The organism is Thalassoroseus sp., from assembly GCF_984380535.1.
Window position 1 is genome coordinate 584,760 of the sequence record NZ_CFHRBF010000001.1, and the last position, 20,840, is coordinate 605,599.

Annotated in this window: 17 protein-coding genes; 5 read left to right on the top strand and 12 right to left on the bottom strand. The window is 54.5% G+C overall.

Annotated features, from left to right (window positions below):
• Positions 1-4 precede the first annotated feature (4 nt).
• The 5 genes from AC5DDB_RS02195 to AC5DDB_RS02215 all read right to left on the bottom strand — a co-directional run bounded on the left by AC5DDB_RS02195 (position 5) and on the right by AC5DDB_RS02215 (position 5,482).
• On the bottom strand, positions 5-2,827 hold the full coding sequence (locus AC5DDB_RS02195; protein ID WP_491738028.1) for a hypothetical protein: 2,823 nt from the start codon (positions 2,825-2,827) through the stop codon (positions 5-7).
• On the bottom strand, positions 2,824-3,786 hold the full coding sequence (locus AC5DDB_RS02200) for an ABC transporter ATP-binding protein (protein WP_491738029.1): 963 nt from the start codon (positions 3,784-3,786) through the stop codon (positions 2,824-2,826). Before AC5DDB_RS02200 ends, AC5DDB_RS02195 begins: the two co-directional genes overlap by 4 nt.
• Positions 3,783-4,217 (bottom strand): GntR family transcriptional regulator, encoded by a 435-nt coding sequence (locus AC5DDB_RS02205; RefSeq protein ID WP_491738030.1) that lies wholly within the window; start codon positions 4,215-4,217, stop codon positions 3,783-3,785. Before AC5DDB_RS02205 ends, AC5DDB_RS02200 begins: the two co-directional genes overlap by 4 nt.
• A gap of 131 nt (positions 4,218-4,348) precedes the next feature.
• Complete coding sequence (gene rdgB / locus AC5DDB_RS02210; RefSeq protein WP_491738031.1) at positions 4,349-5,017, bottom strand: RdgB/HAM1 family non-canonical purine NTP pyrophosphatase; 669 nt, start codon at positions 5,015-5,017, stop codon at positions 4,349-4,351.
• A 36-nt stretch (positions 5,018-5,053) separates the two neighbouring features.
• Entirely contained in the window at positions 5,054-5,482 is a 429-nt protein-coding gene (locus AC5DDB_RS02215; RefSeq protein ID WP_491738032.1) for a hypothetical protein, read from the bottom strand.
• A 380-nt stretch (positions 5,483-5,862) separates the two neighbouring features.
• Between AC5DDB_RS02215 and AC5DDB_RS02220 the strand changes: the two genes are divergently transcribed.
• Complete coding sequence (locus tag AC5DDB_RS02220; protein ID WP_491738033.1) at positions 5,863-7,200, top strand: PhoH family protein; 1,338 nt, start codon at positions 5,863-5,865, stop codon at positions 7,198-7,200.
• 106 nt (positions 7,201-7,306) lie between these two features.
• A complete protein-coding gene (locus AC5DDB_RS02225) occupies positions 7,307-8,014 on the top strand; it encodes a 3-keto-disaccharide hydrolase (protein WP_491738034.1) in 708 nt (235 codons plus the stop codon).
• Here the strand turns inward: AC5DDB_RS02225 and asnB are convergent, their stop codons facing one another.
• Positions 8,015-9,916, bottom strand: a complete 1,902-nt coding sequence (gene asnB / locus AC5DDB_RS02230) for an asparagine synthase (glutamine-hydrolyzing) (protein WP_491738035.1) — start codon at positions 9,914-9,916, stop codon at positions 8,015-8,017. It lies immediately after the preceding gene.
• A gap of 15 nt (positions 9,917-9,931) precedes the next feature.
• Positions 9,932-10,117: a hypothetical protein gene (locus AC5DDB_RS02235; RefSeq protein ID WP_491738036.1), complete on the bottom strand. Its 186-nt coding sequence runs from the start codon at positions 10,115-10,117 to the stop codon at positions 9,932-9,934.
• Between the two features lie 22 nt (positions 10,118-10,139).
• Here AC5DDB_RS02235 and AC5DDB_RS02240 point away from each other — a divergent pair, with 22 nt between their 5' ends.
• The gene (locus AC5DDB_RS02240) at positions 10,140-11,459 is read left to right on the top strand and encodes an outer membrane protein assembly factor BamB family protein (protein ID WP_491738037.1); all 1,320 of its coding nucleotides are present in this window, start codon (positions 10,140-10,142) and stop codon (positions 11,457-11,459) included.
• 91 nt (positions 11,460-11,550) lie between these two features.
• Here AC5DDB_RS02240 and AC5DDB_RS02245 read toward each other — a convergent pair whose 3' ends face one another.
• Both AC5DDB_RS02245 and AC5DDB_RS02250 read right to left on the bottom strand, forming a co-directional pair.
• Positions 11,551-12,060, bottom strand: coding sequence for a fasciclin domain-containing protein (locus AC5DDB_RS02245; protein ID WP_491738038.1), 510 nt, complete (start codon positions 12,058-12,060; stop codon positions 11,551-11,553).
• Positions 12,061-12,251: 191 nt separating this feature from the next.
• On the bottom strand, positions 12,252-13,217 hold the full coding sequence (locus AC5DDB_RS02250; protein ID WP_491738039.1) for a hypothetical protein: 966 nt from the start codon (positions 13,215-13,217) through the stop codon (positions 12,252-12,254).
• A 434-nt stretch (positions 13,218-13,651) separates the two neighbouring features.
• Here AC5DDB_RS02250 and AC5DDB_RS02255 point away from each other — a divergent pair, with 434 nt between their 5' ends.
• Complete coding sequence (locus AC5DDB_RS02255) at positions 13,652-14,494, top strand: sugar phosphate isomerase/epimerase family protein (RefSeq protein ID WP_491738040.1); 843 nt, start codon at positions 13,652-13,654, stop codon at positions 14,492-14,494.
• Between the two features lie 82 nt (positions 14,495-14,576).
• Here AC5DDB_RS02255 and AC5DDB_RS02260 read toward each other — a convergent pair whose 3' ends face one another.
• Positions 14,577-16,988, bottom strand: coding sequence for a CehA/McbA family metallohydrolase (locus AC5DDB_RS02260; protein WP_491738041.1), 2,412 nt, complete (start codon positions 16,986-16,988; stop codon positions 14,577-14,579).
• Positions 16,989-17,258: 270 nt separating this feature from the next.
• Here AC5DDB_RS02260 and AC5DDB_RS02265 point away from each other — a divergent pair, with 270 nt between their 5' ends.
• The gene (locus tag AC5DDB_RS02265) at positions 17,259-18,134 is read left to right on the top strand and encodes a sugar phosphate isomerase/epimerase family protein (RefSeq protein WP_491738042.1); all 876 of its coding nucleotides are present in this window, start codon (positions 17,259-17,261) and stop codon (positions 18,132-18,134) included.
• A gap of 98 nt (positions 18,135-18,232) precedes the next feature.
• Here AC5DDB_RS02265 and AC5DDB_RS02270 read toward each other — a convergent pair whose 3' ends face one another.
• Both AC5DDB_RS02270 and AC5DDB_RS02275 read right to left on the bottom strand, forming a co-directional pair.
• Complete coding sequence (locus tag AC5DDB_RS02270) at positions 18,233-19,132, bottom strand: sugar phosphate isomerase/epimerase family protein (protein ID WP_491738043.1); 900 nt, start codon at positions 19,130-19,132, stop codon at positions 18,233-18,235.
• 18 nt (positions 19,133-19,150) lie between these two features.
• A complete protein-coding gene (locus AC5DDB_RS02275; RefSeq protein WP_491738044.1) occupies positions 19,151-20,836 on the bottom strand; it encodes a hypothetical protein in 1,686 nt (561 codons plus the stop codon).
• Between the last annotated feature and the right edge of the window lie 4 nt (positions 20,837-20,840).

Genomic DNA, 20,840 nt, shown 5'->3' on the forward strand with positions numbered 1-20,840 from the left:
GATTTTAGAGCGAACCCGCGCCGGACGCCACCGGCGGCAACGTGATTGCATTCGGGGCTTCATACGTCGGCCACAAGGGAACATGAACGTTTACGACATCGCCTTCCAACTGATTCATGTCAAAGCTGCCAGAGGACGTTCGCCGGGTTTCCGAGGGGAGGCGAAACCCACGACTCGTGATCAGTGGGGGATCACTATAGTCGTTCCAAAGACGATTGTGACGCATCAACGAGTCTTTCAGAATTCCCTGCGGATAGTACAGAAAGTCCTCTGACGTCCACGGATCACTAGGTGTCATGGTGGTCGATAATTTGTACGCTACTTCGGTGAGCGTGTCAGGATACCGGCCGGTCTCGCGAGCTTTGTCGGTGAGCCAAATTGCGATCACCGACATCCGGTAGACCATTTCACGATTTGTCACATGGTTGAGAACATCCCTATGCTTTGGCACCGCAAGGTCGTCTGCTAGCGGAGAAGATTCCAGCCATTCATGAACGGTATCATCACCCACGATGACAGTCGGGCTCGCTTCGAAGTCCAACGCCAATAAAGAATCTCCCGCACCGGCAGCAAACTCAATCCACTTCTTCTCCCGTTGAAGTTGCTCAAATAGGCTAGCAGTGCGACGCAGAAAGATCCGCTCGGCTCGAGCAACTTCGAACGGCATCAGCATGTAGACTTGCCCACGCACATCGCCCAAGAACGGATTCCGACTGTACCGTTTGGGAACCTGAGCCACTGGCCAATTTCGAAGTTGTGTTTGGTCCTGCAGCTCATGCCATTGCACGAGCAAGGTGTTATTCAGCGCTGTCGAGGCACTGGGGAATCGTTCCCACTCCTCGGTCAGACTATTGAGACCGCGACCGACGGATGCCGAGTTTTGTCGATCCGCGTTTACCCAACCTGGTAACCAACGCATCAAGAGCATCTGGTGAAGGTTGAGCTCACGCCATTTCCACCACATTTGTCCTTGCGCCCGTAGCCGAGCGATTTTTAGAACCGCCAAATAACGTTCCAAAGCAGCCTTTAATTCGCCATCGGCTTCCAATCGACGGGCATCGCAACACAGCAAAGTTCGAATCGTGTCCAAGTAACCGTTGGTCAGCTGGGAAGTTCCAGCGGTACTAACCTGATTCGCGGCGGAAACTAAGTCTCGAACAACGTTTTCGTTGTCGATTACAAAATTCTGCTGCTCCATCGTCAGGTCCGACCACATCGGCGGGGCACCATCGAGTGATCCAACTTGTTGAAACGCCGAACGATTCTCATGCCCCAGCAGTTTTTCATGGGCAGACTGTAACGCGGCTTCGATGCCGCCACCGTTCGAGTCCCCGGTCGCGTGCCAGACCTGCTCGAGGCGGGCCGTCGAACTTGCGGGAATACTTTGCACGCGGCTTACCGCCCATGCAGTCGACAACAACACTGCAGGAATCAGGACGGCACCCGCCAGACGAATCCGCGCTACGCCGCCGTGTCGTTCGCTGAGCCAATCACCGATGCAGACATAGCTGACGATCAGAGTCCACAGCCAGATTGCCAAGACGAAAAATAGCGAGCCCTGCAGGAACGCGACTTCATGCCACCACATCACGACAATGCCCGCAAAGACCAATCCCATAAACCACGCAATCACCGCCCGCGCGAACAGCAGCGAACAAAGTTGACCGATGCCGTAGGCGAGGAGCGTTGCAATCACTATGCCGCCTGGGAAATTCGGACTCGTCCATAGTTCGGCGGGAATATGATCGGTTTGTCGATTCGCCGACAACACCAACCAAGTCGCGAAGTAGAGCAGGGCGGTCGTGATAATGGTCTTTGTCATCCAGACCGTTTGCTTGCTAAACCAAAGCCAACTGGGTGAGACGCCGCGATCGTGGAAAAATCGGAATCTTGACTGTTGTTGCTCAGCACGGAATACCCGCAGTCCACTATGGAACGGCGTGTAGAACAAAAGGAACAACATTCCACCACATACAAATCCGAAGGAATCGCGAGTCGTTAAGACCGACCCCATCGTCAGCAAACATTGCAAGACGATCACGCCGAACAAAAACCGCGATTCTTGTCGCTCAAGCCAGCACAATCTTTGCCACATTCGTCTTGCAGGTGTGGCTGCTTCTTTGAATCGCCACCGCCATTGTCGACGATGATCCACTCGCGGTCGCGACGCCCGAATTCGTTGCCACCAACCGGTGATCCGTCCTGGTTCGGTCCGTAACCAGTAGTCGGTCACCGCAATGTCGATTGCCAACAATGCGACGGTGATGAAGTAATGAATCGGCGAGAATTCTTCCGGTGACGCCATCGTGACAATCGTGACCGTCACGATGAATGCCACGACCGCGCACACCACCGCGAACAGTGCGGTCGATGACAGCATGGACATCAAGATGCCCCAGGCCAACAGCTGAATCGACAGACACAATCCACGTGGCAAGTATCGGTAGAAAATCTCAGCGACGTCATCGGTTCCCAACATGCCGGCGGAGAGCCAAAGCACTCCGCTCATTAACAGCATCGTGCCCGCAAGGAACACGAACTTGCTCGTCCAAAACGGCAAATAGGGCACGCCCCGAAGTCGCAGGAATCGATCGGTCCCTTCTTCTCGTTCTCCCGCGAAAGCTGTTCCCGCCGCACCGACTGCATACAAGCAAGGCATGACCAGCGCGATGCAAATCATCGCCCAATCGCTCGTCTCAGTGTGTGTCGAAAGAACGCGAAATAGACCTTGAAACAGAACGCTAGAGATACCGACGGAAACGAAGAACGACGTTTGCGTGCGGAACTCTTTCCAGATCAGACGGAGCGCTAATGCGGACTCGTTCACGGAGTGGCCTCCTCGGTTCTGCGTTCCCATGCAGCAGGATCTGACCAATCGGTTGACGTCGTCTGACCATTCTGCGAATTCGGCTGCATCACTCGAACGAAAATCTCTTCTAAGTTCGGCGAATCGGTTCGGAGATTCGTAAACTGAGGATTCTGCTCGCGGAAAAGTTCGATCTGCTTGCGATCACCGCGAACCATCCATTCCCGCTGATGGCCTTCGTGTCTTGCACTGAGAATTCGAAGATCGATCGGCCAGCGTACCGGCGAATCCACGTTCGCGGCCGCGGTGATCATCCATGTCTCCGACTTGAGTTTCGCCAAGTCTTCGGACAAGACCAATCGGCCGCCCCGCAAGACCGCCACAGTGTCTGCGACCCGTTCGACTTCCGGGATTTGATGACTGCACAAGAACACGGTACGTCCCGTCGCCGCCACATCGACCATGCTCTCTAAAAACTCGCGACGGACGACCGCATCCAAGCCGGACGTCGGCTCATCGAGAATGAGAACTTCCGGTTCATGAGCCAACGACAAGGCCAACGAGACTTTCGCTCGCATCCCTTTCGAAAGCTGTTTGAGCGGGCGATCCTCCGGCAGTTGGTACTGTTTCACCAACGCCGTATAGGCATCGAAGAAACCCGGAGCGTACAAACCCGAAGTGAACCACCCGATCTCCATGACCGTCATCCAGTCATACAATGCCGGCTGATCCGGGACATAACCGACAACGCGGCGAATCTCACGGCCGTGAATCTGACTGTTCATCTTCATCACGGACGAGTGCCCGCGATCCGGCTGAATGAGCCCGAGCAGAATCTTGATCGCTGTGGTTTTGCCGGCTCCGTTTTCACCAAGCAACGCCACAACTTGGCCCTCATGACCTGAGAGCGAAAAGCTTTCGAGCGCGACTTGGGAGCCATAACTTTTGGTAATATCAGTGAAGCGGAACATCGTCGTCATTCGCTGTCTCCTTCCGCTGACGTAGCGGACGGTGTGGAGTTTTGCGCGTCGGCCTGAGCCGCCTGGAATTCCTCGTCCAACAATCGGCGCAGTTCGTCGGTCCGAAGACCACTTTCGACGGCTTCGCGAAGCGTCTGGCGGAGGCGTTCGCCAATCAAACGCCGCCGGTCCTCTTGGCAATATGCTTGGGCTTGCTCGGTGACGAACAAGCCCTCACCCCGCAGCGTTCCCAGCACACCTTCGGCTTGCAACTCCCGATAGGCACGGGCGACGGTGTTCGGATTGACGGCCGCTCGCTTGGCGAGTTCCCGAATCGACGGCACGCGACCCGGTTCCGGCAGCACCCCCGACGCAATCGCATACTTCAATTGCCGAGCAATCTGCTCGAAAATTGGCAAACCGTTCTGAGGATCGATTCGTAAAAACATCATGCCAATCACTGTACTATCGAAGTAGCACAGCAATCAAGCAAATTCTGAGAAAATTTTCAGCAAGGAAGAAATGTGTGAGAGCATCCGTGACGCGGACTGCTAGCCATTTCACATGGTCCGCATAGCGGACCTTACGAAGTTCGATCAGTACACAGTAACGCAACTAACTGTGGGATCAGACGTTGCATCGCTCGCGAACGGTGAGACAGGCAATTTTTGACGAGCGCACTGAGTTCTCCGAACGTGCGGTGATATTCGGGGATTAAGAAGTATGGATCGTAGCCGAATCCGTTGTTGCCCTGTGGTTCGTCGATGATCCGTCCGCGGCACGAGCATTCCACATCCAACCGCACGACACCATCGGGATCAGCAACCGACACATGGCAAACATACCCAGCGGTCCGCTGCTCGGGCGGAACATTCGCGAGTTCACGAATGAGTTTCGCGTTGTTGAGGTCGTCTTGCATCTGACGGTCGACGGACTCGGCATGATCGGGTCGATCCTCGATCGCATACCGCGCGGAATACACGCCGGGGTCACCGTTCAGGGCGTCGACACATAACCCGCTGTCTTCAGCAATGGTCCACCGTCGCACGACTTTGGCAACTTCGACGGCCTTTTTCTGCGCGTTCCCAGTAAATGTGTCGCGGTCTTCGTCGACCTCGGGCACATGCGGAAACTGATCGACCCCGACCACTTCCAGTCCAAACGGAGCGAGCAACGCGGAAATTTCCCGACTCTTTTTCGGGTTTCGGCTCGCCAAGACAAGCGTCGTTTCAGCGGATTCTTCGGGCATCATCCAGAGATCTCGTTCCTCGGATTCGCAACCGAGAAATCAACTGCGGTACAATCGTGCGCGATTCATGTCGATTTGCACAAGAATCCCGACGACATCGCTGAGAGAAAGACCCCAATCCAGCGCCCAGTTGATGATATCGAGATTCTCGTAACCAGCAAAATAACGATCGAGAATCCGGTCCGCCAGTAAATCGCCCTGAACAATTAAAGAGTAGAGATTCCCAAAGTCCTCGGAGCCAAACTCACGCCAACACCGAAGACCTTCCAGGTGTTCGATTCGTTTGAATCGGCAGTATGCAGACCAATACCGATCGTACCAGTCGTCAATCGCATTTTCACCGAGATCGCAGCCACGCTTCTGACTTTCGATCCACTTATGGCGAAGAGCTTCCTGCCAGGCTTCGTCGTACAGACTTTCTTCGGCCGCCGGTCTCTCCGGTGACACTGAGATTTCTCGAGCGCTCATGCCCCGTTCCCGTTCTCAACACGGAAAAACTGCATGGACTGCCTTCATAGCAGTCCAACTTGTGGAAGCAGTCAAACTGCGGCAAAGGGTGGTCGAGTTGGATATGTAACCCGTCCCAATTAATACCACCCGTTCGTTTATACAATCGCCTCTTGGATTCGACAACGCCGATTCATCAAGATTCGTGCAAAAATTCACATTGGTAGATCTACTTAGCAAGTGTACCCTTCTCTCCTTGTGAAACGCCCCCGTTTGCTTGTCGGTGGAAAAGTCTCCATTGCCTTCACAGCAACGCTTGACCGGGACTTGCAGCCCGAACTACGCTGCATTTGCGGCATCAACGCCAATGGAGACCGCAGCTTTCTCGCGGAGTTTCAAAGATGGACTCGGAACCCGACCTCGCACGCAAGGTCTTTGTGCTTGATACCAATGTGCTGCTGCACGACTCCAGCTGCATTTTCAATTTTCAAGAACACGATATCGCAATTCCCATTACCGTTTTGGAAGAGCTGGATCGGTTCAAGAAAGGCAACGAAGACATCAACTTTCATGCGCGAGAAGCGTTGCGAAAGTTGGACGCACTCAGCGGCGATGTGCTCTCGAAACGGGGTGCCCCCTTGGGAGAAGGACGCGGGCGAATTCGCGTTGTCTTTGGCGCCAAACTCACCGAACAGGTTCAGACCGCTTTTCTCCAAGACAGCCCCGACCATCGAATTCTAAGTACCGGCCTGACGGTTGCGCAGCAGGAATATCCCCGTCGTACGGTCATGGTCTCGAAAGACACAAATCTTCGCATGAAGGCCAAAGCGTTGGGTTTGGTCGCTCAAGATTACGAGACCGATAAAATCGAAAGCTTTGACAAGCTCTACACCGGCAAACGCACCGTGAACGATATGCCAGCGGATGTCGTCGATGCGTTTTATCGGCTGGAAGGGCGAGTGTCCGCGACGGATTTAACTCAGGTGATGAATCCAGTGGCGAATGAAAACTTCATTCTGAAAAATCACTCGAAGAGTGTGCTCGCCCGCTATAGTTCCCCTGACTTGACGTTTACCCGAGTAATCGCGAACCGAGCCTACGGCATCAAAGCGAGAAATGCGGAGCAGTCTTTTGCATTGAATGCACTAACGGATCCCGACGTGAAACTCGTCACACTCGCGGGAAAAGCCGGTTGCGGCAAGACGTTATTAGCACTCGCAGCGGCCTTGGAATGCCGAAAGGAATACCGGCAGATTCTGCTCGCACGCCCGGTGGTTCCGCTATCGAACCGGGACATCGGGTTTCTGCCCGGTGACGTGTCCGCCAAACTTGATCCGTACATGCAACCCTTGTTCGACAACCTGACCGTCATCCGTCATGAACTTGGTGACAGCGACGACGCTAAGCGAATTCCGGAGTTGCTCGAGTCGAAGAAACTCGAAATCACTCCGTTGGCTTACATTCGTGGACGGAGTTTGCAGCGGATTTATTTCATCATCGACGAAGCTCAGAATCTGACGCCGCACGAAATCAAAACCATCATCACGCGAGCCGGCGAGGGTACGAAAATTGTACTCACCGGCGACATTCAGCAGATTGACCACCCTTATCTCGATTCGCTCTCGAACGGTTTGACATACCTCATCAACCGGATGGTCGGGCAGCCACTTTACGCCCATATCACTTTGGAAAAAGGTGAACGATCCCAACTTGCTGAACTGGCTAGCAACTTACTCTAGTCGCGGCCTTTCCGCATCGAACGGCGTTGTTCAATTGACAATCGTTGATGGGAACCACACCCTAGAGCGGTTCCAATTGAATTACTCGCAAACTGGGATGAACTCGATGCGTTGTTTCGGATTACTGTGTCTTGCGTTCGTTACGTCGGCGGCGTTCGCGGAAGACGCCACGCCAGCCCCATTTCAAATCGCTACCGGGCCGGGTTGGAAAACGTTGACACTCGACGATTTCGTCAACGCAAACTGCGACCCCGACACCTGGGATGAAAGCGATGGCATCATTCGTTGTACCGGACAACCGGTCGGAGTGACGCGGACCAAGAAGGAATACAAGAATCTCGAATTGGTCGTCGAGTGGCGACATCTGAAGAAAGCCGGGAACTCCGGTGTTTTCCTCTGGGCTCCGCCGACCGTGTTCGATGGCCTCAAACGAGGAACTTTGCCACGCGGTGGCATTGAGGTGCAAGTGCTCGATCTCGGCTATGCCGAGCAGTACAAAGAGCGGACCGGGAAAGATTCGGATTGGTTCACCTGTCACGGTGATGTGTTCCCCGTGGGGACATCGAAGATGAAACCATTCCCACCAATTTCACCGAACGGTTCCCGCAGCTTTCCCTCCAAGGAACTGAGCAAGGGCGTGGGCGAGTGGAATCACTATTACGTACGTGCGATTAACGGCGAAGTTCGATTGTGGGTCAATGGGGAGGAAGTCTCCGGCGGAGCCGACTGTCAACCTGCTCAAGGATTCTTGTGTCTCGAATCCGAAGGTTCTCCGATCGAATTTCGGAATCTGCGAATCCGAGAACTGCCGTAGTCAGTTGAGAAATTCGTCGCCCCAGAAACTCAGATTGAGAATCGGCCACAGCCACATGCCAGCAGCGCTGGGGTTCGCCGAGAGTTCCTGCACCGCTTCCGGCTGAAAGACGGAGTGAATAAACGGACTGGTCGCGAGACGGATCTGAATTCGCTCTCGCCACTCGTTGGCGATCCACTTGGCGACCGGGGTCGGGAAACTCGCTTTCGGTCGCTCCGCCAATTTTGCTGGTAGTCGTTCCCGGGCGAAACTTCTCAGTGCGACTTTCGACTCCAATGCCCCGCGTGTCGCGAGTTCCGTTGCCGACAGAAACGGTGCGGATTCCGTCGACGAAATTCGGAGTTTTTCCTGCGTTGGAAGACCACTCGCGAATTCGACAAAGCGGTGATCGGTAAACGGAACCCGGGCTTCTAATCCGGCCAACATCGTGGCTTGGTCTAACCGTCCCAGCAATCCTTCGAGATTGATCCGATGCAGCAACCGCGCGTAACGCTCGCTTGTCGATCGTTCGGGTGGTCCGTCGAGGGCGGCCCCGTATGCCGCGAGCAATGGTTGATCGTGCTCGGCCTTCTCCCAGACTTCAGGCGTGAGGAGATGCGGCTTGACGGGCAGGGGAATCAAGCTGTTTGATGTGAGAAAATGGTCGGTTGGCGATTCGAACCGAGTCCGACCGTATGTTCGCTGCAGACTAACTTCTGCAATCCGCCGGGCTGCCGATGAACCCATAAAGCGGTCTTCGGCAAATTGCCGACTTCGATCAAAATCGAATCCCGACCACTGCACGGCAGCGTATCCCCCCAATAGCTCGTCGGCGCCTTCGCCACCAAGGACAACACTGACCGACCGTTTCGCGGTCGATGCCATCTCGTAAATCAGGACATCATTCGGCGTCGAGAGTGGCACGCGTAGCCGATGAATCATCTCCTGCCACCGAGTCCAGTAGGACTCGGCATCCAGCGTGATCGTGGAATGGTCGGTTCGCAAATGAGTTGCACACCGGCGGGCAAAATGGGAGTCGGTCGGTTCGTTGTCCACTTGAGAACCAGTGACGCAAAAACTCGGCGTACCCGGTTGGAGATAGTCCGAAGCTTTCGCGCCGATCGAACTCGAATCGACACCACCACTCAGAAACAGTCCCACGGGAACATCACTGACAAGACGCCGGGAAACCGCGGAATCGAATTCCGCCTCAAACGAATCCGTTTGCGACGGAGATGTGGCGTTCGGATAGTCCCAATAGCTTGTCATTCGGAACGTGCTCGTGTTGTGCACGGCGAAGTGTGCGGGTGGTAGTTGTCGAATGTCGGTGTACACCGTTCGCTCACCGAGAGTGGTGCGGAACGTTGTCAGGTGTTGACTGATCACCGCCCAATCGGGCTGTCGTGACACGGCCGGCCACGCCAGCAACGCCCCCGGTTCACTCGCGAATGCAATACACTCTTCCGCTTCACACCACACGAGAGGCTTCACGCCAAACCGGTCGCGTGCCAACAACAATTCGTGCTGATCAAAGTCGTAGAGGGCGAACGCGAACATTCCATGCAAACGACGAACGCACTCCGTCCCCCACTCACGATACGCCGCCATGACGACTTCGGTGTCGCACCGCGTTTGGAACCGATGGCCGCATGCCGCAAGCTCCGTCCGCAAGTCCGCGTCGTTGTAGATTTCGCCGTTGTACGTGAGTACGCAGCGACCGTCTGCACTGATCCACGGTTGCCGACCATGTTCCGGGTCGCGGATGGCCAATAATCGGTGAGCAAACACCACCTCAGCCCGACGAAATTCGCCGCTGCCATCGGGACCGCGATGTGCAATCGCGTCGCTCATTTTTCGCAGGATGTCCGCCGAGACTTGTGGCTCACGACCAGGCTTGGCAACGATCCCCACAATACCGCACATTGAAACTCCCGGAGTCTAATAGATATCCTCAAGATCGACCGCAAACCGTGGCAACGTCATTGCCGCTCGCTTCTGACGCTTTGCAAGCACGACAACGGTTTTTCCATCACGAACGGTTGTATCGATTCTCCGAATTGACTCGATCGGTTGTTGCTCTCCAAGTCGGCGTGGTAAGTTACGTATCTGGCCTTGTTCACTCACCAACTCTCTCCGAGGTGCTGTCTTGAATCCTGTTCGCTTGAGTTTGCTATGTCTGCTGTGCTTGGTGAATTCGCTTGCATTTGCCGGCGAGAGTTGGCCGCAATTTCGTGGTCCCGAGGGGAATGGCCATGCTGATGCGACGAATCTTCCCACCCAGTGGAGCGAAACCGAAAACGTCGCCTGGAAGACCGCGATTCCTGGTGATGGGCATTCCTCCCCGGTGATCGAAGATGGTCGCGTGTGGTTGACAACCGCCGTTACCGAGACCCTTTCCGAGGAAGAGAAAAAAGCCCGGTTAGCAAAAGTCAAGAACCCCAACGGCCTGGAACTGGTCGGGTCGTTATCGTTGCGGGCGATTTGCATTGACGCTGAGAGCGGCGAGATTCTGCAAGACGTCGAAGTTTTCCAGGTTGCCGACCCACAACCGATTCATTCGCTCAACAGTTACGCGTCACCCACGCCCGTCGTGGAAGGCGAGCGTGTATTTTGCCACTTCGGAACCTATGGCACCGCGTGTCTCGATTCGAAAACCGGCGAGAAAATTTGGGAACAACGCACACTAACGGTTGACCACCAAAATGGTCCCGGAGCATCCCCGATCGTCTGGAACGATTTGCTCATCGCCCAATACGATGGGATCGACCGTCAGTTCGTCGCGGCTCTCGATAAACGAACCGGGAAAATCGTGTGGAACACGCCACGTTCTGGAAAGCTCAACGATCGTCCCGAATTTCAGAAAGCGTATGCCACTCCTCATGTCGTCGAGGTCGACGGCAAATCGATTTTGATTTCCCCCGGAGCCGATTGGGTTTACGGTTACGACCCCGCGAGTGGCCACGAGATTTGGCGAATCAGTTATGGTGGTCTCGGGTTTTCGACGGTGCCACGTCCTGTTATCGGCCACGGAATGGCTTACATTGTGACGAGTTTTATGCAGTCAAAATTGTTGGCGGTCCGGTATGATGGCCAAGGTGATGTCAGTGAATCGCATGTGGTCTGGACATCAGGCCGACAAATCCCGAAGAAGCCGTCGTTGCTGTTGATCGGCGATGAACTTTACTTGTTGTCCGATGCCGGGATTTGGACCTGCGTGGACGCCAAAACCGGCGAGGAACATTATCGACACCGACTCGGTGGCCAGTACTCGGCCTCTCCGCTATTTGCCGATGGCCATATCTACTTGTGGAGTCAAGAAGGTGTCGCCACCGTGATCAAACCAGGCACTGAGTATGTGGAAGTTGCTCAAAACGAAATGAAGTCTGGATTCATGGCGTCACCAGCCGTCGTAGACAACGCACTCTTCATACGCACGGAAACGCACTTGTTCCGGATCGAAAAATAAAAAGTTGGTTCGCAATCTAAATAAGAAAAGAAGTCGGCGACATGTCTGAATGTGTCGCCGACTTCTTTTTTAGCTTTGTCCGATCAAGGATTTATTTGGCTGCTTTCTTTTCCGGCGGCAACAAGACGGTGTCAATGACGTGGATGATGCCATTGCTTGCCATGATGTCGGTCTTCACAAGCTTGGCTTTGTTGACCATAGCTGTGCCTTTGTTTTCACGAATCCGCACCATTTTGCCGTTCAGCGTTTTCGCTTTGCCGGCTTCCAAAGCGGCTTCGGAATCGATTTTGCCTTTAACGACGTGATAAGTAAGAATCGCGGTGAGTTTGTCTTTGTTCTCTGGTTTCAGCAGCGTCTCAACTGTGCCTGCTGGCAACTTGTCGAAAGCAGCGTCGGTTGGTGCGAAGACCGTAAACGGTCCGTCGGCTTTCAATGCATCGACCAAATCTGCCGCCTTCAGTGCTGCAGCGAGTGTCTTAAACTGACCGGCTCCAACAGCCGTGTCAACAATGTCACTTTTCTCTTCCGCGTGGACGGTCATCGCGGTAAACGCGATCGCGAGGGCAGCAATAGCTTGGGGCAGCATTCGGGATTGGCTCATCAGTGTGACCTTCAATCAGGGTGGGGGAAAACTGGATTCGATGAACGTCTCTTGCCGGCGAAAAACGTTCAAATCGTTCACAGTCTTCTTAGACCTGCAGAACCAATCGGCAATCAGAAAAACACGAAAAAAAGCGAATCGATGAATCGATTCGCTTTTCGCATCGTTTCTGTTCTCTCGGAACTGCGAGATTACTCGGCAGCTTCAATCTTCAGCGGACCACGGTTGCGACGACGATCGTTGTCTTCGTCTTCCGTTGGTTTCTTGTCTTTGGCTTTTTCTTTCGCTTGAGCTTCAGCCTGTTTGACCAGTCCGACCGCAGCGATCAATTCATTGCGGTGGAAGTAGGGTTCGCGGGGTTGGCCGAAGGCTGGAATGTGCGACTTCGCAGCCAATTCTTGCCAGCTCATTTTGCTCGAAAGGTGCCAAGCCGCTGCCTGGGCAACTCGCGTATTAACGCGTCCCCGTGCGACCATGCCGATCAACTCTTGGAGTGACTCGTCTGTTGTGAACTTTTCAACCGGCACAATGCGGTAAGTCATGCGTGGGCTGGGTTCCATTGCTCCGTGAGCCAAACAAACCGAACCGTAAGGAATGCGAGCGGTTTTGTCCGGCGGAATCGAGAAGAAACCGGCGCCACCGGCTCCACCACCACCAAGACCAGGACCACCGAATCCACCAGCGGCACCACCACCGAGTTGGCCGCCGCCACCTTGACCGAACCCACCGCCGACCGGTTGAGCTTGGTTACCGCCCCCAAGTCCGCCGCCGCCGCCAAGTCCGCCACCAAGACCCCCACCACCTAAACCGCCACCGCCGAATCCACCGGCTCCACCGAATTGCTGCATCGTATGAACACCAACAACGGCGTTCGGCAATTGGACCGAGACCGGTTTATCCGAGACGTTGTCAATTAAGATGTAGCCCCCGGTGGAATCCTTGGGAACCATCGTGACGTCGACTTTGCCTTCTTTCATTGCATCGAACAATTGGAATTGTTCGGCGTCGGCGTCGAATGTGAGACGCGGTAAAATCGCGCGTTTCTTCGCCCGGGTTCGTTTCGCGGCCGATGCGGAATCTCCATCCCAAATGCCGGTACACGCAACGAGAACGGCGAAACAAGTCAGCCAGCGGGCCATTCTTCGAACAGACAACATATCTGACGATCCTTTTCATGAGAAACAGGCGTGCGACCGAACCGATGCAATCCCGAATTCCGTGTGTCGCAGTTCAGCACGACAATGTCAAAACCTGCAAATCCGGCAGATTGGAAACAGTCGCCGACACAATGCGAGGTCACTTCCCGGCTGTTTGGTCGGTGCAATGCAAGCATAACCGAAATTGGGCCAGAATCGGCCAACCTTGTGGCCGGTCGGAAAGTTTTCGACATTCACGGTCGTGATTTGCCTATCGTACCAAGTCTAGCGACTACAACATCGCTTTTAGAATAGAATGCATTCCTCGTCGCATTTTGCGCAGCGATTCGCAATTTTTTGTCGGTATTCGTTCCTCGCCATTCGCTTGAAACACAGACGCCAGAGCGTCAGACTGAGCCAAACCGAAACCCGCACATCCCGAGGAAAGCGCACCCATGAAATATGGCATGAATTTGCTGTTGTGGACCGACAACGTCACCCCCGACAATTATACCCAGCTTGAACAGCTCAAAGAATGGGGTTTCGACGGTGTCGAACTTCCAATCTTCAGTGCGAACGAAAGCCAATACAAAGACGTCGCCAGCAAATTGGACGATCTTGGTCTGGAACGAACCGCCGTCACAGTCCATGGTTCGACTGAAGCAAATCCGATTTCGAGCGACGCCGCCAGTCGGCAGGCGAGTCTCGAGCATCTCAAACGCATTATCGACATGTGTGCAATCGTCGGAGCGACACACCTCTGTGGACCGATTCACAGTACGATCGGCCATTTCTCGGGAACAGGCCGCACGGATGACGAGTGGAAGTACGGCAAAGAAACCATGTCGCAAGCCGCCGATCATGCCAAAGAAGCCGGCGTGATGTTGACCTGCGAATACCTCAACCGCTTCGAGTGCTACTTCCTCAACTGTGCCGCGGACACCGCGCAGTTTTGCCGGGAGATCGATCATCCCAACTTCAAGATGATGTACGACACCTTCCACGCCAACTTGGAAGAAAAAGATCTCGCCGAAGCCATCAAATGCTGTGCGGACCAAACGGTCCACGTGCACATTTCTGAAAACGATCGTTCCACACCCGGTGAAGGCCATGTCGATTTCGACACGACCTTCGCAGCTCTCAAAGAGACAGGTTATGACGGCTGGTTGATGGTGGAAGCGTTTGGTTCCGCATTGCCGGAGATTGCAGCCGCCACGAAGATCTGGCGATCAATGTTCCCCAGCGAAGAACACCTCAGCAAAAACGCCCTCGCCCTGATGAAACGCTACACGTCGTAGTCGGTCGGTACTCGACCTGTGTGAAAGACTTTCACCTCTCCCGCGAACGGGAGAGGTCGTTTGTTGACGTTGAATACGTTCCTCACTTCGCGGACGCTTCGGCGTGAATGCGTTCGTAGATTTCGCGGGCCTGATCATACGCCTGTTTCGCGGCTTCCCGTTCGTCGGGTCGAATTTGGCCCTTCTTGGAGTTCCAGCAAACATCGACCGCGTCCCGACACCATTCCGCACTGCGTGGGTTACAGCGGACGGGTTGATCATCGACGCTGACCCAAATTGGGTTGGTGTGCACACTGGGGAGTATCCGCACAGCCATCCAACTCGATTCTTCAACTTCGACGTCGAACTTCAGCGAGTGCACCGAACCGTCGGCAACAATTTCTTTCGTAGCGACAACCTCTCCATTGACAACTAACTCGACCGGCACCTTGCGAGTTCCCTCGATGCGACAACGTTCGAGATGCCAGTAAGGTTTTTGATCGAGACGCCGTTTTCGAATCGCTTCCACCTCCGCCGACGGTTCCGCATCGAGCATCGCGGTGACCTCGCACTCCACCGTCACCTCGCCGGGTTGACTCAGCGACAATTCGCTCAGTTTGCCTTTCGAACTCATTTCGCCGAGGGCAACGCTCTGCTTGTCATCGACGACAGTCGCCCGCATGTCATAGACGTGACTGAGTCCATCCCCGCAATAACTTCGTCCCTCCTTCACGCCTTGAATCCAAGAATCGAAGGTGAGTTTTTCGTCCGGTTTCAGTTTTACGTAAATCCGTCCGAGGCCGACTTTGTCGCCGTAGATACACGGGAAATCGGTTTCGCCGCTGATCTTGCTCCGGAAGCCGCAGTTGAGCGTGTGATACCAGATATTCAATTCCCAAATCGCGGGCGTGTCCACCGCGGAGATGAAGTCACATGCATCGTGAGCCACGGTCACAATAAATTCATTGGCCCCGATCCCGTCGAATCTCGGCATGGAGTAGTCGGGCAACGTTTTCGCATCGCTGCCGTTCCATCCTGTTGGCACGTTTCGATAGTTCACGAAACTGCGGGAGCCGTCCGGCATCACATCCGGCAACTGCAACCCCCAACCGGAGTGCGAATACCCGACCACGCCATCTTGCTCTTGCCCCCATTTCAATACGGGCAGCGTCCAACTGGGCCATTGCTCGATGGTTTTTGTGTCGGGGTAATCGTCTTCAGAGAGTCGCAGCAAGCACAAGTGGCCGGCATGCGACGACGGAAATCCGCTGACTTCCACATCGTACCGCATGAGATAATCCGGTCGCGACAACGCTGAAACTCGGCCTTCGAAGTATTGCTTCTGCGTGTACCAACATGGTCCCCATGACAACACACAACCGACATTCAAGTCCTCGCCAAGGATGTGACGCAGCATGTCTGCGGGGGTCACGCCTTCAGTCGGGCTATCGTAATGGGCACATCCGGCCGCATGCACGTGATGATCCCCAGACCACCAGCCACGCTCGGCAGCGTGGGTCCAACGTTCCAGGTCGAAGCGAGTTTTGAAGCTGGCGACGTTTTCGGAGATCGTGATTTTCTTCTTCTGCGTTAGGTATTCCGGACCGCGAGACACGGTGACGGTATATTCCCCTGCGGGTAACGACACGATTTCTCCATCCGCCCGATAGATCTGATTGTGGAAGAAGAAGTCGGGTGCCAATCGTCGAGCGGGGTTTGGATAAACGCGGCCGAACTTGTCGCGAATTACGAACGCGGCTGTGGTCGGAGAGCCGTCGACATCGCGGACTTCGAACGCCACTTCGACGGCCGGTTCACACTGAAACAGAATCGGTACGGCGTTGCGGAACCCGAGATCTTGCGTGCCTTGACCAACGTGAAACGCCAACTCCGCTTCCCGCCGACCGGTATCTCGACTGTAAAGCTGAACGATCCGGTATTCGAGCGCCAAACCGGACAGCCGAGGTTTCAACGGCGGTTTGTCGAACATTTCCAAACTCAACCACCGCTGTTCCACTTCACCGGGTGGCACGAGCGTTTGTTCGGTTTGTGGTCGTTGTCGGGCACCGCGTCCCCGCATGTAGAGTGGCAACGCATTTGGACTCTCCGCGACGAGCGTCGGCGTAATCCCTGCTTGGTTGTGAACCTTTACCAGAAACGTTCGCCACCCTTGTTGAATCAATTCTTTCTTCGCGGGTCCCTCGACGACATGCACCCGGCTTTCCGCATTGATATCAACAGCTGCGACACAATAAGGATCAAGAATCTTCTGGATGGCCACGAGCGTATCGGTTTCGTCCTGTAGGACGTACGCCGCGTTCAATTCTTTCTGATCTTCCTCCGAGAGCGGAGCGCCCACGTATTTCAGGGCCTCAGTCAAACGCTTCGAGGCCGCAATCAACGGCTGCGAGGACACCCCACGAACTTGCGGAAACTCCTCAGCAGTTGCCTGACCGCAAAGGGCGACTCCTAATACCATGAGACGGAGCAGAAAGCTATTTCTTGAACGCTTCATTCTTATCTCCTGTCGCAGATGCACGCAAATTCGTTTCGTAACGATCTCATTCTGCAGCGAACCAAAATCGATCGCAAGCAGACAACGTATTCGCATCCCAAGGAACACGCGAAACGCGTGCGATTTCTGTGAGTTCATTCGCCGATCGGTTGTTGCGGTCCAAGTCGAATTTGGGTGACTCACTCACATTCCGCCGAGAAATTGTTTACCGTGTTTTGCATGTTTCCGTAGCTGTTCGAACCACGAATTCCCTACCCAAGAAAGTTCCTTATGCCTACTTTCACGCGTCGCGATTTTCTCGCAACTACAGCGACCGCCGCCACCTTGACCGGACTTGGCATCCGCCAATTAACGGCCGCTGAATCAAAACCGGCGGGCAAGATGAAGCTCGGGTTGGTGACGTATCTCTGGGGTAAAGATATGACGCTGCCGGAATTGATCTCTGCCTGCGAGAAGTCGGGACTGGGCGGCGTGGAAGTACGAACGCAACATGCCCATGGCGTCGAGCCCTCGCTGTCGGCGGCGGAACGAAAGGAAGTCCGCAAGCGGTTCGCGGATAGCCCGGTCGAACTTGTCGGTTACGGTTCGAACGCCGAGTTTCATTCGAACGATCCCAAAAAACTCCAGCAGAACATCGAGTTGACGAAGCAGTATGTCCAACTGATGCACGACTGTGGCGCCACCGGCGTGAAGGTGAAACCCAATGCTTTCGTCAAAGGTGTGCCACGTGAGGAAACGATCGAACAGATCGGAAAGTCACTCAACACCGTGGCTGCCTACGGTCAAAAGTATGGCCAGGAAATTCGCGTCGAAGTTCACGGAAACGGCACTAGCGAACTGCCCGTCATGCAGGCTATTTTTGAAGTCGCCGACCATCCGAACGTCGGAGTCTGCTGGAATTCCAACGATGTCGACCTGGCGGGCCAAGGACTGGAATATAACTTCAATCTCGTTAAAGATCGCTTAGCCACCACCACGCACGTGCGAGAATTCAACGCCGGCAATTACCCATATGCCGAGTTGTTTCAACTCATGCAGAAAGCCGATTACACTGGCTGGATTCTTCTCGAGTGCCGGACGAATCCCAAAGACAAAATAGCCGCCATGCGAGAACAACGCGAATTGTTCGAGGAAATGACGAGCTAGCTTAGTTCACTTTTCATCGTAGCGGCTTAGGTCTCGTGACGGCCGGTACACTCAGGTCTTCTCGCATCGCTCGTGTCCGTCGAAGACTGTGAAACGGTTTAGACCGCAAAATATTTGACAACCATGCGGCGGAGAAACGCGAGTGACTCCGCCATTTCTTCCATGCCATTCATTCCGTCTTCAATGCTGATCCAACCTTGATAGTTATGATCGGCCAACAGCTGGAAAATCGTGTCGTAGTCGTTCAAGCCCTGACCGGTGACCCCATGACACAAGTTCGGCGAGTACCCCAGCGTCCCGTCGGTTTGCCGAAGCTCTTCGAGCGTTGTTCCGCCGGCCAAAAATCGATCGCTAGCATGCATGCTGACCACACGATCGGCCACCTTCCGCAATAGTTCGACCGGATCGTCACCCGCCACGATGGCATTCGAAGGATCATACTGTACGCCAAAATATTCGCGTTCCGAGACTGCTGCGAGTAGTTCGAGGAAGACGTCCTGTTTCTGGGCGAATTCCGGATACTTCCAAAAGCCGTCCTTGTAGTGATTTTCCAAACCCAAGATGACGCCATTCTCCCGGGCGATCGGCACGAGTTCCTCGATACATTCCACAACCCATTGCAACCCGTGCTCGCGGGAGACTTCCGGGTAACGTTGCCCACTCAACACTCGACAGACTGTGCCGGCTCCCCCAAGTCTGCGTGAGACCTCGATCATCCGAATCTGATGTTCCACTGCTTTTCGACGGGCATCGGGATCTGGATTCGTGAAGTCCGGTGAACAACATAGCATCGGCATTTCAAACCCTGCCTCCCGAATGGCGGTCCCCACTCGATCGACGTCGTCATCGTGCAGACTTGGCAGGAAGCCTTCATACATCTCCAACCCATCCGCATCGAGCGATCGTGCCATTTCGATCCACTCGAAGACGGTCATCGTCTTCGTGCCAGCGATGTCGTCCAGATAACACTTGGGAAACGCCGCAATCTTCGGTTGCATGGTCAATCTTTCTCGCGTTTACATTTCGCGTCGTTCGCGGTTCAAAATAATTAAGGCGGACAAACCAACTCCGATGAACAACGCAATCAACAACGCCCATTTGACGCCCGCCAACCACGGTTCCTCCCCGAACACCACTTCCAAACCGAAGATAGCCGGCGTGACCGTCGTTACGACCCCGGCCAATCGTAGTAGGCGTTCATTTTTGTCCCGCGAACGGATCTCGAGAAAGCCATCGAGTTGTTCGGACTGCTCGTTCACCTCGCGAAGTAGTGATTCCGTCTCGAACACATTTTGCCATTTTCGCCACAGGGTCAGTCCACGTTCACGGTTGGTGATCTGACTGAAACAACATTGGTTTTTGAAAACGAGCAAATCGTACCGAATGTTCCGCAGTTGAACACGTGACTCATGACTGCTGCCGGTCAGGCTGCGAATGTCGGCCATCCGTTCGAACAGCGACAATAATGTCACGCGTTGTAACGCTGCTAGCAAGAAGACATCGAAGTAATAGGTTTCCCAATATCCACCGATCGCCGTACGGTGATACTCGTCGGTGTCGAACACGACCAGACAACCGCCGTCCTTGGAATAACTTTCCCACCGTTTTCGACGCCAATCGTCGCCCGGTCGGTCCGGGGTCCGTGCGCGACCTGTCGCCTGGGTTTCCTCGTCGAACCGCACGACCACATGTCTGGCAAGCAGCGTGCGATTCGTGTCCGGGTCGTCCAGACACGACGATTTATCGAGGCAACTAAATGTGTAGACTAACAAGCGGTCGTCGTAAACCAGACGCACGGGTAAGCGACTATGAAGCGACGGCCCGCCTGTTGGTTGTTCGGTCGGTGTGTTTGCGGATGGCCTGGTATCACGACGAAACTCATCCAGCAACCAGGACACCAATCTTGGCATATCGTAGGCCGTCGATTGTGTCGGATCACCATGACCAGCAGCCAACTTCGGACACAAAATTGGCAATGCGAAATCGTCGTGTGGTTTGCGGATAAATCGTAATGTGTGTGCCAGTTTCATCTGATCGAAGAAAGTGGCTTCCTCGTCGTTGCAGCGGACTCGGAGAATCAAGAATCCCACGCGGTAGCTGAATACGGTCAACTCGATACGGTCTAAACTGACCGGAAACGTCTGGTTGAATTCTTTGAAGGTATCCCAACACCCCACGTCGAATTGCAGCCCCTCACTATTTCCGCCGAGTAGCTCCAGGGGGAACTCATAGTGTCGACAGGTTTGCAGTTCCGGACCATCCATCGCCGATTTGAACAAGCTGGGGAACAAAAACCGGCGAATGTATGGGAGAAAATATTCCGTGCGGTCGACATCGCTTTTTACGGTCGGAGAAAACTCGCGACGCTGCCAACGGGCTGACTTCTCGATCGCAGCAAACGGTTGTTTGCGGTCCGCATCGTCCAACAAGAATGGCAGGACCAAGAGTGAGTAATTGTTCGAGACATGCCGTCCCGAATCTGTATCTTCCGTCGATGCGAATTGAAACGTCCTCGTGCGGAAATCCCCGTCGATCTGCTGTTCCAAAACAACTCCGCAATGCCGGGAAACGCACCTGAGCATTAACCCCGGACGCGATTCACCCGTGCCAAATTCCAACTCCCGACCGCAAACATTGCAACGTGGCAATGGCTCCGCAAGTTCTTCAATTGGAGGTTCGATGTCCAGGTTTTCGTCGCTCATTTCT

Excerpts from the sequence above, each read along its gene's own strand:
- AC5DDB_RS02200 (WP_491738029.1), bottom strand. The coding sequence starts at position 3,786 with ATGACGACGATGTTCCGCTTCACTGATATTACCAAAAGTTATGGCTCC.
- AC5DDB_RS02205 (WP_491738030.1), bottom strand. The coding sequence starts at position 4,217 with ATGATGTTTTTACGAATCGATCCTCAGAACGGTTTGCCAATTTTCGAG.
- rdgB (WP_491738031.1), bottom strand. The coding sequence starts at position 5,017 with ATGATGCCCGAAGAATCCGCTGAAACGACGCTTGTCTTGGCGAGCCGA.
- AC5DDB_RS02215 (WP_491738032.1), bottom strand. The coding sequence starts at position 5,482 with ATGAGCGCTCGAGAAATCTCAGTGTCACCGGAGAGACCGGCGGCCGAA.
- AC5DDB_RS02220 (WP_491738033.1), top strand. The coding sequence starts at position 5,863 with ATGGACTCGGAACCCGACCTCGCACGCAAGGTCTTTGTGCTTGATACC.
- AC5DDB_RS02225 (WP_491738034.1), top strand. The coding sequence starts at position 7,307 with ATGCGTTGTTTCGGATTACTGTGTCTTGCGTTCGTTACGTCGGCGGCG.
- asnB (WP_491738035.1), bottom strand. The coding sequence starts at position 9,916 with ATGTGCGGTATTGTGGGGATCGTTGCCAAGCCTGGTCGTGAGCCACAA.
- AC5DDB_RS02245 (WP_491738038.1), bottom strand. The coding sequence starts at position 12,060 with ATGAGCCAATCCCGAATGCTGCCCCAAGCTATTGCTGCCCTCGCGATC.
- AC5DDB_RS02250 (WP_491738039.1), bottom strand. The coding sequence starts at position 13,217 with ATGTTGTCTGTTCGAAGAATGGCCCGCTGGCTGACTTGTTTCGCCGTT.
- AC5DDB_RS02255 (WP_491738040.1), top strand. The coding sequence starts at position 13,652 with ATGAAATATGGCATGAATTTGCTGTTGTGGACCGACAACGTCACCCCC.
- AC5DDB_RS02260 (WP_491738041.1), bottom strand. The coding sequence starts at position 16,988 with ATGAAGCGTTCAAGAAATAGCTTTCTGCTCCGTCTCATGGTATTAGGA.
- AC5DDB_RS02265 (WP_491738042.1), top strand. The coding sequence starts at position 17,259 with ATGCCTACTTTCACGCGTCGCGATTTTCTCGCAACTACAGCGACCGCC.
- AC5DDB_RS02270 (WP_491738043.1), bottom strand. The coding sequence starts at position 19,132 with ATGCAACCGAAGATTGCGGCGTTTCCCAAGTGTTATCTGGACGACATC.
- AC5DDB_RS02275 (WP_491738044.1), bottom strand. The coding sequence starts at position 20,836 with ATGAGCGACGAAAACCTGGACATCGAACCTCCAATTGAAGAACTTGCG.